This window comes from Cardiobacteriaceae bacterium TAE3-ERU3 (assembly GCA_019218315.1).
Lineage (GTDB): Bacteria > Pseudomonadota > Gammaproteobacteria > Cardiobacteriales > Cardiobacteriaceae > JAHUUI01.
Genome location: JAHUUI010000001.1, coordinates 725,904 through 740,343, shown reverse-complemented (window position 1 = coordinate 740,343; position 14,440 = coordinate 725,904). Strand labels below are relative to the sequence as shown.

Here is a 14,440-nt window from a genome sequence, read left to right as displayed (position 1 = left end):
AGGTCACAAAACACCCGCACAAACTATCTTATTTTGTTGTTAAAGATCTGCTTCATTAGTGCCGCCTTAGTGGCCGCCCCGTGAAGCGAGAGGCGTATTATAGACATTTCTCATGCCTACGCAAGCCTCAGCGCCAAAAAAAATTATATTATTTCTTTTGGCGCTGTTTTTACTAGGATTATACGAAGAAATAGAAGCAAGCTGAGATCACAACGCCCGAATAAAGCAATGCTACCAGGCAATAACCCATGATTGCTCGCGCATCCAACCCAGCAATACCTAGCAATGGAAGCGCCCAGAATGGCTGGATCATATTCGTCCACGCATCGCCCCATGCGATAGCCATTGCCGTGACTTGTGGTGCAACGTTCAACGCATCACCCGCAGGCATCATAATAGGACCTTGTACAGCCCATTGCCCACCACCTGATGGTACAAAGACGTTGACCAGCCCTGCACTTAAGAATGCCAAAATAGGGAAGCTATCTGCATTTGCGCTATCTGCAAAGGCATGAGATATCTGCCCTGATAAAGATACTCCATCCGCACCAGCGCCATTCATGACAGCCATAATGCCGGCATAGAATGGGAAGAGCAGCAAAATACCTGCAACCCCTTCCATACTGTTCACTACTGAACGCATGTAACGCTTAGGAGTTTTATGTGCTAAAAGCCCCAAGAACAGGAAGAGCATAATGACCACATTAAGCGTCAGGGCAAATCCATTGTTAAAGAAATACGTTCCCAAGAAAACTGCACCGACAACAACCAGCATTAATGACAAAATGATGTTGTCATCTAATTTTTGTGCCGGCGTCTCTGCAGGAAGCACCTCTTCCTCATTTGCACCAAACAGTGCCGGATCCACTGTTGTCGGAACTTTAGGTTGCATGGCGCGATTCAAGAGTGGCAAACCAACCAACATGAATGCCAAGATAATTAGATTCAGTGGCGCGAATAGCGTCTCACTAACAGGAATTGGCTGGGTAAGTACACCTGATGAGACTTTTTCCAGTGCTTCGCCACCTGTTGCAACAGCCAATGGTATTGACCCAGACAAACCACCATGCCAAACCAAGAAACCAGAGTAAGCCGCTGCTACCAACAGTGGATAGTCAACACCGCGTACATTTCTCGCTAGTGTTTTTGCCATAATAGCGCCAATAACCAAGCCGAAACCCCAGTTAATCCAGCAAGCCGCCAAGGCTACCAATGTCACAACTACGATTGCCTGACCCGGCGTCCGTACTTTAGCAGCCACCTTGTCTAAAAAGCGCCGTAATGGTGGTGCTGTTGCCAGGGCTGAACCTGTCACAAGGATAAGCGCCATTTGCATAGAGAATTTCAACAGCGACCAAAGCCCATCACCCCAGGTATTGGTCACATCCATAAAGCTTTGGCCTGTCCACGTCATTGCAAGAATAAATGCAATAAACGTCAGTACCAACACCAAAACAAACGGAGACGGTAGATAGCGCTGTACAAAAACAACGCAGCCGCGAGAAAGAGCTGACAACATCTGATACCTTCCTTTTTTATTTATTTTGGATGCTTATTATCTACTCAACTTATAAAAATGGCAAAAAATAAAGCACATTTACAAATGTGCTTTATTTTAAAATTAAGTCTTAAATAGATTAAGACGTTAAATCTTGGGCTCAGATGCGATAATTTCCCATAGGTTCTTCTTCTTCGAAATATCTCCATTGAGATAATGCTGAATTTCAGGGTCATTAATTTTTCGTGCAAAGTTTAGCTTGAGTATACGCTCACTATCATTCGACAGTTGCATTTCCCCCAGCTCCTTATATGCTCTAGTCATCAAGGCTAGTGCATAAGGAACACTTGGCGCACCATCAAATTGGGTAATCACGTTGCGACCACGGTTGGCAGCCGCGAGATATGCGCCACGGCGCATGTAGTAATCGGCAACTTCGAGCTGATGCTGTGCAAGTAAGTTTTTCAAAAACAACATACGCAGGCGTGCATCTTCTGCGTATTCACTGTCTGGGAATTTATCAACGACGAGCCGGAAATCCTCAAAAGCTTGTTGCAGAACTTTCGGATCCGTCTGAGCCAAGTTAGTAGGATTAAGACGCGCTAGTAGATTAACGTCCTTCTCATAAGTGACAACGCCTTTCATGTAGTAGGCATAGTCGATATAAGGATGAGACGGATAGGTGCGGATGAATGTATCATACGTTGCTTCTGCTTTATCATTTTCGCCATCACGATAATAGGTATAAGCGAGATCGAGTAATGCTTGTTGTGCAAGCTGTCCATAAGGATAGCGAGCCAACAATTTAGTTTGATAATTTGCTGCAGTCGTATAGTTGCCTGAGTTCATCTCCGACTTCGCTTCACGGTAAAGCTGATCGGCGCTCCAACTGACTGTGCGATCCTGAACACCCAATGAGCAGCCCGCGAGCATGCCAAAAGCAGCGAGACCGAGTACAATACTAGCGCGTTGCATAAGCCATCCTTAAAAAACAAAGCCACATTATAAACGCAAAACTATGCCTACAGACAAAAGCTCCGAACAAAAAAACCATATCCATGTCGATTATACCGCTTCCGAAAGTGATCATGGCACCCGCCTTGATATGCTATTGGCCGCACTTTATCCAGAAGCCTCCCGTAGCCGCTGGCAAGACAGCATCAAGCGTGGCGACGTTCGCTGTAACGGTGAAAAAGTCAAAGCAAAATACAGCATGGTTGCTGGTGATGTCGTCAGTGGAAATATCGCATTACAAAATGATGATATACACCAACCACAGGCAATTGAGCTTGATATTCGCTACCAGGATGACGACATTATCATCATCAATAAGCCAGCTGGCTTAGTCGTACACCCTGCGGCAGGCAATCGCGACGGTACACTGTTAAATGCCTTATTACATCACTTCCCATCCACCGCTGAATTGCCACGGGCGGGCATCGTTCATAGATTAGATAAAGACACTTCAGGATTAATGGTCGTTGCACACAGTCTGCGTGCGCATACATCTTTGGTTGAGCAACTCCAGACTCGCAGTATGGGGCGTACTTATCTAGCCTTAGTGCATCGCTATGTCACTGCTGGTGGAGACATTGATGAACCTATTGGACGCCATCATCGCGAACGGGTAAAAATGGCTGTACGCTCGGACGGCAAAGCAGCCATCACCCACTACCGTATTGAAGAACGCTTTGATGACCTGACACTACTACGCGTCAACTTAGAAACAGGCCGTACACACCAAATCCGTGTCCATATGGCACACTTACACCATCCTTTAGTCGGTGACACCGTTTATGGAGGCAAGCCACAGCTACCTAAAAACGTTGATGAAGAACAACGTAAAGCCATCGCCGACTTCCCTCGTCAAGCACTGCATGCCTGCGAGCTAAGGCTAACCCACCCAGGTACTAATGAAGCCATGTCTTTCGAGGCCGAACTACCTACCGACATGGCTGAATTACTGAGTGTGCTGCGTACTCACTCACCCGCTTGATATTGCTCTATAGCCTCACAAACTGGGCCGGGAATTTTATCCGGCCGGCGCGTTTTGCGGTCGATCCAGACCATTGTCGCTTCAGACACAGCGCATAATTTGTCACCTTGATGAATTTCAGCATGCACATCAAAACTGCTATTTCCAAAGCGTGAAATACTGGTTTGGACGACAATATCAGCTGGATACTGCAATTCTGCTTTAAATTGACAATCAATCTTCGCAAGAATAATCATAGGAGCTGATTCAAGCACCGGCATACAAACTTGCTCAAAGAAATCAAAACGAGCACTTTCCAGATAGCGGAAAAACAATGTGTTGTTGACATGCCCGTAAGCATCCATATCGCCCCATCGGATTGTCATTTTAGTCGCGTGAAATTTAGCCATCACCGTCACCCAGTAATAAATTCATTTATAAAATCAACAAATAAGAATATAACCATACACCATAACGTAGCGTTTGTATGCGCATCGTCAAGTCTTTTTATCCAGTCTTTCGACTTTATCTATACGCTGTTACAACAGCAACAACACACGCAAATATAGCCTGATGTTAGCTTTTTTGATAGCATTGTCGGCGGTTTTAACCTTCAAACACAATGAGAAGACCATATGAATTTACATGAATATCAAGCCAAAGCGCTGTTCCGCCAATATGGCGTCAACACTCCGCGCAGTATTTTGGCCAAATCAGCAGACGAAGCCGTCACTGCAGCTGAAGAGCTCGGCGGCAGCGTTTGGGTTGTCAAAGCACAAGTACACGCAGGTGGCCGTGGTAAAGCAGGTGGCGTTAAAGTCGCTAAATCACTTGACGAAGTACGTGAATATGCCGATGGCATGATTGGTAATACCTTGAAGACCAAGCAAACTGGCGATGTCGGCTTGCCAATCAACATGGTACTGATTGAGGAAGGGCTCAATATCGTAGACGAGCTCTACGTCTCAGCAGTCGTTGACCGTGCTACACGCCGCGTATCGTTCATTGCTTCTGCTGAAGGTGGTATGGATATCGAAGAAGTCGCAGAGACTTCTCCTGAAAAGATTCTCAGCATCGGTGTTGACCCAGCTGCTGGCTACCAACCATATATCGGCCGTTACCTCGGCTTTGAAATGGGCTTGGACAAGCAACAAACTGGTCAACTGGTCAAGCTGCTCGACGGACTGTACAAAATGTTCGTTGAAAAAGACCTTGCCATGCTCGAAATCAACCCATTGATCGTCACTGATTCAGGTGATTTGTTACCACTTGATGCCAAAATTGGCCTCGACGACAATGCACTCTACCGCCACAAAGACCTCGCTGAAATGCGTGACTCAACACAAGAAGATGAGCGTGAGAACAAGGCAAATGAGCTAGAGCTTAACTATGTCGCACTCGATGGTAACATCGGCTGTATGGTCAATGGTGCCGGCCTTGCCATGGCAACGATGGATATCGTCAAACTGCACGGCGGTGAGCCTGCAAACTTCCTCGATGTTGGTGGTGGTGCAACTTCTGAACGCGTTAAAGAAGCGTTTAAGCTGATCCTCAGCTCTGATGACGTTAAATCCATTCTCGTCAACATCTTCGGCGGCATCGTACGTTGCGACCTGATTGCCGAAGGCATCATTAACGCAGCCAAAGAAATCGACTTAAAAGTACCTGTCGTCGCACGCCTACAAGGCACCAACGTTGAACTCGGCCGCAAAATGCTCGACGAAAGCGGCTTGAATATCGAGTCTGCCGATGACCTCACCGACGCGGCCAAGCGCGCCGTTGCTGCTGCGAAATAAGAGGAAATTCCATGAGTATTTACATTAACAAGAACACCAAAGTTATCTGTCAGGGCTTCACTGGCTCACAGGGCACTTTCCACTCTGAGCAAGCTATTGCATACGGTACACAACTGGTCGGCGGTGTTACCCCAGGTAAAGGTGGTCAAACCCATCTTGATCGTCCTGTATTCAATACTTGCCACGAAGCTGTCAAGGAAACAGGTGCTAACGCATCAATGATCTTCGTTCCACCTCCGTTTGCGGCTGACTCAATCCTTGAAGCCGTTGATGCAGGCATCGAAGTGATCGCCTGTATCACCGAGGGCATCCCTGTGCTTGATATGATGCGCGTCAAAGCTGCTATTTCTGGCACTAACGTACGCTTGATTGGCCCGAACTGCCCTGGCGTCATTACTCCAGGTGAGTGCAAAATGGGTATCATGCCTGGTCACATCCACTTGCCAGGTTCTGTCGGTATCGTTTCACGCTCAGGTACACTGACTTATGAAGCCGTCCACCAGACCACTCAGATCGGCCTTGGCCAATCTACTTGCGTCGGTATCGGTGGTGACCCAATTAACGGCACCAACTTCATCGACGTACTCGCTGCTTTTGAAGCAGACGAGCAGACCAAAGGTATCGTCATGGTCGGCGAAATCGGTGGTAGCGCGGAAGAAGAAGCAGCCGAGTTCATCAAGAACAACGTCAGCAAGCCTGTCGTCGCTTATATCGCAGGTGTTACCGCACCTCCGGGCAAGCGTATGGGCCACGCTGGTGCGATCATCGCTGGCGGTAAAGGTACAGCTGATGACAAGTTCAAGGCACTTGAAGCCGCTGGTGTCGCAACTGTCCGCTCACCTGCAGACATTGGCGAAACCCTGAAAAAACTAATGGAAGCATAAGCAATCCTTTTGTTTGCAAAACCCGGCTGTTTCAGCCGGGTTTTTTATGGATAACGATCAGACACCATAAACCTGATAAAACGACCATACGAGGCCCAAGTGTTTAGACTGATACGCAAATTAACCTTGCTGCTCCTCGCCATTCCTGCTCTATATCTATTTGCTGCATTAATTGGTGCACTACTGCCAGCGTCCTTTGACCGCCACGACAATACCTTCGATGCTGAGCATCCATTTCCGGTTTATTTAGTTAGTAATGGTGTACATGCAAACCTGGTTCTGCCGACCGCTAGCCCTGCAATGGACTGGTCCGCAATACTTGGCATAAACGATCCCTATCTTTATATAGGCTGGGGCAGCCGCACTTTTTATCAGGATGTACCCACATGGGGCGAGCTTACGCTCAGTAAGGCATTGCGGGCAATTGGGTTTGATGACAGCGTTATTGCAGTCATGCCAGCCTATGCACCACCATTTAAGCAACAAGATACTCGCACAATCTACCTTAGCGCGAAGCAATTACAGCGCTTGAATGAAGATATTTATGCGCAATTTTTATCTTTCGAGCCAATTACGCCATCAGGCACTTATCCGCTACTTTATCCAGCCCACGGCCACTATCAGCCCTTTTTGACCTGTAACGAATGGATGCGCCAGCGCATATCAGCACTGGGTATTTCCATGCCCTTATGGTCACCATTTGATCGGCCTTTATTGTGGTATCTCAATGAATATTAATGCTCTTCAGCTTTGGCTAAATCTGCTGCGGTGATGTCACTATCAACGGTCACCAAACAGCTTGTATGGCTGCGGATAGCATCACTCAAATATGCCGTTTGAGGGTAGCGCACGCGCTTTGCTTTTTGCAACACCCAAGTATATTCATCAAGCTTGCCAAGCAAATCCCAACGCTTAAACACTTCAGTACGGATGGTCGGGCAAGCGTCGCTAAACGTATAACTTTCTCGCACATTAATCCGACATAGCCCATCAGCCATTTGTGCCTGAAAGCGCACTTGAGCATGGCGATCGTGATAGGCAATGATGCCAGCAATGGCTGGCATATCCTGCCCAACTTGCAATGGTGGCAAATAAAGACGATGAATATTTTTACCAATAACAGCATCCGCAGCTGCAATTAATTCGCTGCGACATTGGCTGATATTTGCTTCATCCAATACAGTTGCCATGCTGGTTTCAGCATGGACAGAAGCTACCATCATTGCTGTAGCCAAAGTGAAAATATATTTACTGGTTTTCATCATTAAGCTGACTCGCAGAACGGAGAACAGGCAACGTAATTTGCTGTGGCTCCCCCTGCTCAAAATAAAGAGTAAGAGTAACCTCATCATGATCACGTAGTTTTTTGTTGAGATTGATCAGCATCAGGTGCTCCCCACCCTTACTGAGAACCAAAGTGTCATGAGCTGGGATGGCAATTTTCTCGATAGGCCGCATCCGGGCAATATCATTGCTATCTATCGTCTGTTCATGAATCTCGGCGGCCTCGCTGCTGTCACTACTGAGATGAGTGATATAGAGAGCCTCTTCACTATCGTTGATGAAATTACCATACACGGCGGTAAGATGCGTGCCTGGTATCGGTGTAGCAACGAAAGCCTGCTCGGTGCGTACTGCCGCTTGTGCAAAGCTGATTATGCCCAAGCCAGTCAAAAGTATCAGCTTACGCACTACCATTAGATTGCTCCGTAGAACTATTGTACTCATTGATTAATTCACGAATTTTTGCCGCCAGCTCATTAGGCGTAGTACTGTGGCTCATCGTAGTACGCAAGCGCCCTCTAGGATCTACCATATAGAATCGCGAAGCGTGATCCACTGTGTAATTAAGGTTCGAACCATCAAGATCAGAAAAGGAGAAGAAAACCCCATATTTTTCTGTGATGGCATCAATGGTCTTTTTATCCGAGGTCGCACCGAGTATCGCGGGATGAAAATATTGGGTAAATTCTTCAAGGTCTGAGACATTATCGCGCTCTGGGTCAACACTGATGAATAACCCCGCACTTTGTGCCAACTCTTCATCTGACAGCCGGTTAAAAGCCGTTTGTAGCGTTGCCATTGACTCCGGACACGCTTCGGTACAATTCATAAACCCAAAGTAGATGACCAACACTTTGCCAGCAAAATCATTCAGCGAAATCTCGCCTTGGCTCGTCTCAAGCGTAAAATCACCACCGTACTCATAAACAGCACGGGCGCGATCACCAAGTGGTCGATCGCGATTAACAACATACAAACTGACCATCGCTACCAATGAGACAAGGCAAACAGCGATGATCATTTTGGCTAGTTTAATGTTTTTATCATTCATGACTGCAGTAGGATCAGGCTTTGCGCCGGACCACTGAGCACATAGTCCAGCGAAATGAGAATAGAAAAGGCCGTAATGGCGATAATCGACAGCATAAACTGGCGCTTTGCCCAAAGCTGCTGCTCTGCTTCAACTTGATAACCGACTTTAGCGAGATATAGCCAATAAAGGCTGATACTACCCATGATTAACGAGTAGAACGCGCCAGTATAGCCAAACAACGACAGCATCAATACCGCAGCTGCAAAAGCAATGATGTAGGCAATCATGTGCTTACGCGCTTTCTGTACGCCAACAGCGACTGGCAACACTGGAATATTAGCTGCTTTGTAGTCATCGAAGCGGTAAATGGCAATCGCATAAGAATGCGGAATTTGCCAAAAACAGAAGGTAGCGAGCAAAATGGCTGCGCCAGTATCAAACTGACCACGTGCAGCCACATAACCAATAATTGGTGGACATGCGCCTGACAATGAGCCGATCAAAGTACCATGGATACTGCTGCGCTTATACACAAGGCTATAAAGTACAACATAGACCCAAAAGCCAAGCGCAGCGAAGCCAACTGCAAGCACGTTTGTTCCCCAGGCCAGTACCATCAACCCCAATGAACCAATGGTTGCGCCAAAGACTAACGCCGGACGCGTACCAACCCGCGCAAAGGTGCGCAAGCGGTATTGTGTACGACGCATTTTGCTATCGATATCGCGGTCAATATAGTTATTAAGCACACAGCCCGAAGCGATGACCAGCGCCGTACCAAGCAGTACCGAGGACAAAACAGCAAACTGAACGTGACCTTGAGCGGCGAGGAAATACCCCGCCCCTGCCGCGATCAAGTTGCCCATGATGATGCCCGGCTTGGACAGCACCAAATAATCGCGCAACACGATCAGTGCCCCATCATCATATTGTGATTGAGGTGCTCAAATATCCACATACTACCAATAACAATGGCGAGCAAGATCACCACGGTATAGATCGCACTGGCTGAGTTCCATATTTGCGATGAAGACATATTCATGTGCAGGAAGAATACCATTTGCACCAGAATCTGGGCGATACAACAAACTAAAATCACGGCCACTTGTAGGCTTTGTGAACCAAGGTCACCCATAACCATCGCAAAAGGCAATGCAGTCAATATGATAGAAAGAATCAGGCCAATAATATAATCTTTTGCATGACCAACGGCTTCACCGCTGCCGTGTTGTAATGACTCGTCACTCATGACATGCCTCCAATCAGATAAACAAAGCTGAATACACAGATCCAGATCACGTCGAGGAAGTGCCAGAACAAACTCAAGCAAGAGATGCGCCCTTTATTTTCCTCACTCAAACCATCACGGCGTAACGGAATGATCATCAATGCCATCCATACTAAGCCGCCAAAGACGTGCATACCGTGCATACCGACGAGGGTGAAGAATGCAGACCAATAGCCACTGGTTTGTGGTGTCGCACCTTCATGCGCCAAGTGTGAAAACTCATAAATTTCCAAACTCAGGAAGCCTGCGCCAAGCAAGAACGTAATGACCAACCATGTTGCCATTTTGCGCATGTTGTTCTCATTCATGCCAATCATTGCCATACCAAAGGTAAAGCTACTGACAAGAAGTAAGGCTGTTTCAACCAGAACAAAACCCATTGAGAACAACTCAAATGGCCGTACGCCGGAAGCAAAGCTACTACTGAGTACGGCAAAAGTCGCAAACATCGTCGCGAACAGCATACTGTCGCTGAGGATATAAACCCAAAAGCCGAACGTCAGCTTGCCATCATCGTGGTGATCATGGTCATGATGATCATCATGGTGCTGAGCAAGGTCAGCACCGTGTAAAGTTGTATCACTCATAATTTGTATCCTCTTTTATGCCTTGCCCAGCGATGCTTTACCAAGCATCGGGCTACGCGCAGGACGATAGATAAACGCTTCATCTTTCATCGCTTCATCAAGCTGGTCATAATGCGCATAAGTGATTTTCTTCACTTCATCTACTTCAACGTAGTAATCCTTACTGCGTTCGAAGCTGCGCACAATCCACGAGACGAGAATACCGATCACGCCCAATGCGGCCATCCACCAGATATACCAGATCAAGCCAAAGCCCATGATCGTGGCAAACAAGCTTATCACCACGCCAGCCCAAGTATTTTTCGGCATATGAATACGCTCAAATTTAACCGGACGCTGGAATGCAGCTTCTTTCTGCTTGAGCATGGTGAATGCATCACGCCCTTCGATATTTGGAATTGCGTAGAAGTTGTAGAACGGCGGCGGTGAAGAAGTCGCCCATTCAAGGGTGCGACCGTTCCAAGGATCACCAGTCACGTCACGCAGCTCTGGGCTGTTGCGGTGACGGTAGCTGTACCAGAAGTTGAACAACTGCACGCCAATGCCAGACAAGATAATCAACGCACCACAGAATGAAACGTAGAGATAAGGTGCGGCTTCCGGCTGATCCACCACATACAGACGACGCGTCATGCCCATAAAGCCAGTGAGGTATTTCGGGAACCACGCAACGACAAATCCAATACTCCACAGAGCACATGACCACTTACCGAGCTTCTCATTGAGCTTGAAGCCGGTGAGTTTTGGCCACCAATAGTGCAAGCCGGCAAAGTAGCCGTATACCGCACCACCAACGATTGTGTTGTGGAAGTGGGCAACGAGGAACGCACTGTTGTGTAATACGAAATCGTTAGCCGGGATAGACAGCATGACGCCTGTCATACCACCAATCGTAAAGGTCAGCAAAAATGCCATCGTCCACCACATCGCGGCTGAGAAATAGACTCGCCCTTGATACATGGTAAAGATCCAGTTATAGAGCTTCACGCCGGTGGGTATCGCGATAATCATGGTTGCAATGCCGAAGAACGAGTTAACACTCGCGCCCGAGCCCATGGTGAAGAAGTGGTGCAGCCAAACGAGGAACGACAACAACATAATTGCAACAGTTGCATAGACAAGCGTTGCGTAGCCAAACAGGCGCTTGCGCGAGAAAGTCGCAACCACTTCGGAAATGATACCGAATGCAGGAAGAACGAGGAAGTACACTTCCGGGTGACCCCAAGCCCAAATCAGGTTGACGTACATCATCTGGTTACCGCCATTTTCCGCGGTAAAGAAGTTGAACCCGAGGTAGCGGTCAAGCGTCAACATCGCGATGGTCATGGTCAGGATCGGGAAGATGATTAACGCCAAACCACTGGTACACAGAGACGTCCACACGAATACCGGCATTTTCATCAGCGTCATGCCTGGAGCACGCATCTTGATGATGGTCGCGATAAAGTTAACTGCGGTAAGCGTCGTTCCGACCCCGGATATCTGCAGTGCCCATATCCAGTAATCGACCCCGACCCACGGATTATAGGTAATCCCCGATAACGGCGTATATGCCAACCAACCGGTTGCCGCAAATTCACCGATGAACAGCGACAAGTTGATCAAGATACCGCCGGATACCGCAAGCCAGAAACTCAGCGAGTTCAAGAATGGGAACGCAACGTCGCGCGCACCAAGTTGCAGTGGCAATACCCAGTTCATCAAGCCGATGACCATAGGCGTAGCGACGAAGAAAATCATGATCACGCCATGCGCGGTAAAGATCTGGTCAAAGTGTTCTGGTGGCAAATAGCCATCACCGAAATAACCGGATGCAGCCGCAGCTTGCTGTGAAGTCATCATTAGTGCATCGGAGAATCCGCGTATCAGCATGATGACTGAGAAAATGATGTACATAGTACCAATTTTCTTGTGGTCAACACTGGTAAACCAGTCTCGCCACAGCCAGCCCCATGCCTTTTTATAGGTCGTGAAGCCAACAACGCCAATTGCACCGAGGAAAATCGCTACGGTCACAACCATAACGATTGGTTCGTGCCATGGCACGCTATCCCATGTCAGGCGTCCGAAAATCGGATCGGGATCAGTCACTATGGTGTGATGTGTAGCCATCTTCTACTCCCACGTATTTGTCGATAATGTTTTTAAACAGCAACGGATTGACGTCGTTGTAATAAGTTACTGGATTATTACGGCTGTCCTCAGCAAGCTGCTCATAGCCGCTATCGGTTAACGGCGTCCCTTCAGCACGCACTTTGTTCAGCCAAGCTTCGTACTCGCCTTCTGGCATCGCCAATGCCTTGAATTTCATACCGGCAAAACCGTAGCCGCTGTAATTTGACGAGATACCGCGGTATTCGCCCACTTCATCGGCCATCAGATTGAGGCGATTTTCCATACCGCTCATTGCATAAAGCTGCGAGCCCAGCTGAGGTATAAAGAATGAGTTCATGGTCGAGTCGGAGGTAATCAAAAACTCAACCGGCTTATTGACCGGAAACGCCACTTCATTAACTACGGCGATCTGCTCTTCAGGGTAGATAAACAGCCACTTCCAGTTCAATGCAACCACCTGGATTTTCATCGGCTTTTCATCGCTGAGCGGTTGGCGTGGATCCATACTGTGAGTCGTGATGTAAGTCGCAGTAGCGAGTACAGCAATAATCAGAATTGGAATCCCCCATGCGAACCACTCAATTTTGCTAGAGTGATCCCAATCAGGATGATAGACGATCTTGTCGTCATCAACCCCGTGGCGATATTTGCGTGCAAATACCACGGTCATGATCATGGTAGGAATAACAACCAGCAGCATAGCGCCGGTAGTCAGTAGGATAGTGTTGCGAATATTTTCGCCGACCGGCCCTTTTGGTGACATCAATACATAGTTATCACTACAGCCAGACAGAAATAGCGCCAAGACAGCGATCAGCGCTGCCCAATGGCGACATCGTAGTTTCATGGAAATGCCCCCGCATTTTAATGATATAACTTCCTCAACCTGCAAAGCCTTGCTTATTGCAAATGATTATGAATCACTTTTATCAGGTGGAACGGTGACGCATGATAGCAAAAGCCGTTCTCGAGCGCACCCCTTTCTTGACCACATTGCACATTACAGCTAAAAATCCAAAAAACAACTGTTATCTATAGCAATTTGGCTTTTTTATATTTAAGTTTACTTAATCTTTCACGAACCGTTATCCATCGCCTCTTTCAGCCAATGGCGAAATGCGACCACGGCGCGATCTTGCGCCTTTATGTTCGGGACGGCCATAAAATAAGATGATGCAGATTCAATGCTGTGCTCGTGAACGCGTAGCAGCGTACCAGCCGCCAATTCACGCAAGATTAAAAACTCTGGGATCAATGCCACACCGAGCCCGGCAATTGCCGCCTGAATCAGCATCTGAAACGTCTCAAACATCAACCCCATCTGTGGCGGCAAAGCATGATGCTGAGTATCTGCAAACCAGTCATGCCACATCCCGGGGCGAGGCGTAAACATCAGCTGGGGCAGTGCTGCAATCCGCTGGGCATCAACCATAGTATCGAGCAAAAGCGGCGATGCAACGACGATCAACCTCTCATTAATAATGTTGTAAACCGATACATCTGGCGAACTTTCAATATTAAAGGAAATCATCAAATCGTATGGCCGGGAGGCAAAATCAACTTTGCCGGACTCACTGTATAGCTGCAAGCGCACATCTGGATGTGCGGCATAAAAATCCGGCAACAGTGGGATCAAAAACTGCGCGGCAAACGTTGGTAATACCCCGACATGCAGCTCACGAATCTCAACGTGATCATCTTGCATCGAGACTGACATTTTCTGCATATGCCGCAAGACGCTTACCGCTTCCTGATAGTACCATTCGCCAAGAGCCGTCAAAGTAATACGCTGCTTGTCGCGCACAAACAGTGGCTTGCCAAGTTGCATTTCAAGTTGGCGAATCTGCTTACTCACCGCAGCCTGTGAGACGTGTAATTCTTGTGCCGCAGCAGTGACGCTAAGCAAACGCGCAGCAGCGACGAAATAGCGCAGCGCTGTGGTACTTGGCAAACGTAAAAATAGTTCTTGATCCATCGTGT

At 47.7% G+C, this 14,440-nt stretch carries 16 protein-coding genes; 4 read left to right on the top strand and 12 right to left on the bottom strand.

Features of this window, described 5'->3' with window-relative positions; genetic code table 11:
* Window positions 1-178: 178 nt before the first annotated feature.
* A complete protein-coding gene (locus KRX19_03385) occupies window positions 179-1,519 on the bottom strand; it encodes a TIGR00366 family protein (GenBank protein ID MBV7434060.1) in 1,341 nt (446 codons plus the stop codon).
* Window positions 1,520-1,645: 126 nt separating this feature from the next.
* A complete protein-coding gene (locus KRX19_03380) occupies window positions 1,646-2,473 on the bottom strand; it encodes an outer membrane protein assembly factor BamD (protein ID MBV7434059.1) in 828 nt (275 codons plus the stop codon).
* 43 nt (window positions 2,474-2,516) lie between these two features.
* On the opposite strand from KRX19_03380, the gene rluD reads away from it, so the two are divergent.
* Window positions 2,517-3,494 carry a 23S rRNA pseudouridine(1911/1915/1917) synthase RluD gene (gene rluD / locus KRX19_03375; GenBank protein ID MBV7434058.1) on the top strand — a complete coding sequence of 326 codons (978 nt, stop codon included), beginning with the start codon at window positions 2,517-2,519 and terminating at the stop codon, window positions 3,492-3,494.
* Here rluD and KRX19_03370 read toward each other — a convergent pair.
* Window positions 3,479-3,883 carry an acyl-CoA thioesterase gene (locus tag KRX19_03370; protein MBV7434057.1) on the bottom strand — a complete coding sequence of 135 codons (405 nt, stop codon included), beginning with the start codon at window positions 3,881-3,883 and terminating at the stop codon, window positions 3,479-3,481. The two genes, rluD and KRX19_03370, sit on opposite strands and share 16 nt — an antisense overlap.
* A gap of 225 nt (window positions 3,884-4,108) precedes the next feature.
* On the opposite strand from KRX19_03370, the gene sucC reads away from it, so the two are divergent.
* The 3 genes from sucC to KRX19_03355 all read left to right on the top strand — a co-directional run bounded on the left by sucC (window position 4,109) and on the right by KRX19_03355 (window position 6,891).
* On the top strand, window positions 4,109-5,269 hold the full coding sequence (gene sucC, locus KRX19_03365; protein ID MBV7434056.1) for an ADP-forming succinate--CoA ligase subunit beta: 1,161 nt from the start codon (window positions 4,109-4,111) through the stop codon (window positions 5,267-5,269).
* Window positions 5,270-5,280: 11 nt separating this feature from the next.
* Window positions 5,281-6,153: a succinate--CoA ligase subunit alpha gene (gene sucD / locus KRX19_03360; GenBank protein MBV7434055.1), complete on the top strand. Its 873-nt coding sequence runs from the start codon at window positions 5,281-5,283 to the stop codon at window positions 6,151-6,153.
* Between the two features lie 99 nt (window positions 6,154-6,252).
* On the top strand, window positions 6,253-6,891 hold the full coding sequence (locus KRX19_03355) for a DUF2459 domain-containing protein (GenBank protein MBV7434054.1): 639 nt from the start codon (window positions 6,253-6,255) through the stop codon (window positions 6,889-6,891).
* Here the strand turns inward: KRX19_03355 and KRX19_03350 are convergent.
* From KRX19_03350 to KRX19_03310, 9 genes are all read right to left on the bottom strand, one after another.
* Entirely contained in the window at window positions 6,888-7,376 is a 489-nt protein-coding gene (locus KRX19_03350; protein ID MBV7434053.1) for a hypothetical protein, read from the bottom strand. The two genes, KRX19_03355 and KRX19_03350, sit on opposite strands and share 4 nt — an antisense overlap.
* A gap of 25 nt (window positions 7,377-7,401) precedes the next feature.
* Window positions 7,402-7,851, bottom strand: a complete 450-nt coding sequence (locus KRX19_03345; GenBank protein MBV7434052.1) for a copper chaperone PCu(A)C — start codon at window positions 7,849-7,851, stop codon at window positions 7,402-7,404.
* Entirely contained in the window at window positions 7,838-8,488 is a 651-nt protein-coding gene (locus KRX19_03340; GenBank protein MBV7434051.1) for an SCO family protein, read from the bottom strand. The genes KRX19_03345 and KRX19_03340 overlap by 14 nt, the downstream gene beginning before the upstream one ends.
* The gene (gene cyoE / locus KRX19_03335) at window positions 8,485-9,378 is read right to left on the bottom strand and encodes a heme o synthase (GenBank protein MBV7434050.1); all 894 of its coding nucleotides are present in this window, start codon (window positions 9,376-9,378) and stop codon (window positions 8,485-8,487) included. The genes KRX19_03340 and cyoE overlap by 4 nt, the downstream gene beginning before the upstream one ends.
* Window positions 9,379-9,380: 2 nt before the next feature.
* Window positions 9,381-9,719 (bottom strand): cytochrome o ubiquinol oxidase subunit IV, encoded by a 339-nt coding sequence (cyoD, locus tag KRX19_03330; GenBank protein MBV7434049.1) that lies wholly within the window; start codon window positions 9,717-9,719, stop codon window positions 9,381-9,383.
* The gene (gene cyoC / locus KRX19_03325) at window positions 9,716-10,345 is read right to left on the bottom strand and encodes a cytochrome o ubiquinol oxidase subunit III (protein ID MBV7434048.1); all 630 of its coding nucleotides are present in this window, start codon (window positions 10,343-10,345) and stop codon (window positions 9,716-9,718) included. The genes cyoD and cyoC overlap by 4 nt, the downstream gene beginning before the upstream one ends.
* A gap of 15 nt (window positions 10,346-10,360) precedes the next feature.
* Window positions 10,361-12,457, bottom strand: a complete 2,097-nt coding sequence (gene cyoB / locus KRX19_03320) for a cytochrome o ubiquinol oxidase subunit I (GenBank protein ID MBV7434047.1) — start codon at window positions 12,455-12,457, stop codon at window positions 10,361-10,363.
* A complete protein-coding gene (gene cyoA / locus KRX19_03315; GenBank protein MBV7434046.1) occupies window positions 12,429-13,307 on the bottom strand; it encodes a ubiquinol oxidase subunit II in 879 nt (292 codons plus the stop codon). Before cyoA ends, cyoB begins: the two co-directional genes overlap by 29 nt.
* Window positions 13,308-13,535: 228 nt before the next feature.
* Entirely contained in the window at window positions 13,536-14,435 is a 900-nt protein-coding gene (locus KRX19_03310) for a LysR family transcriptional regulator (protein MBV7434045.1), read from the bottom strand.
* Window positions 14,436-14,440 lie beyond the last annotated feature (5 nt).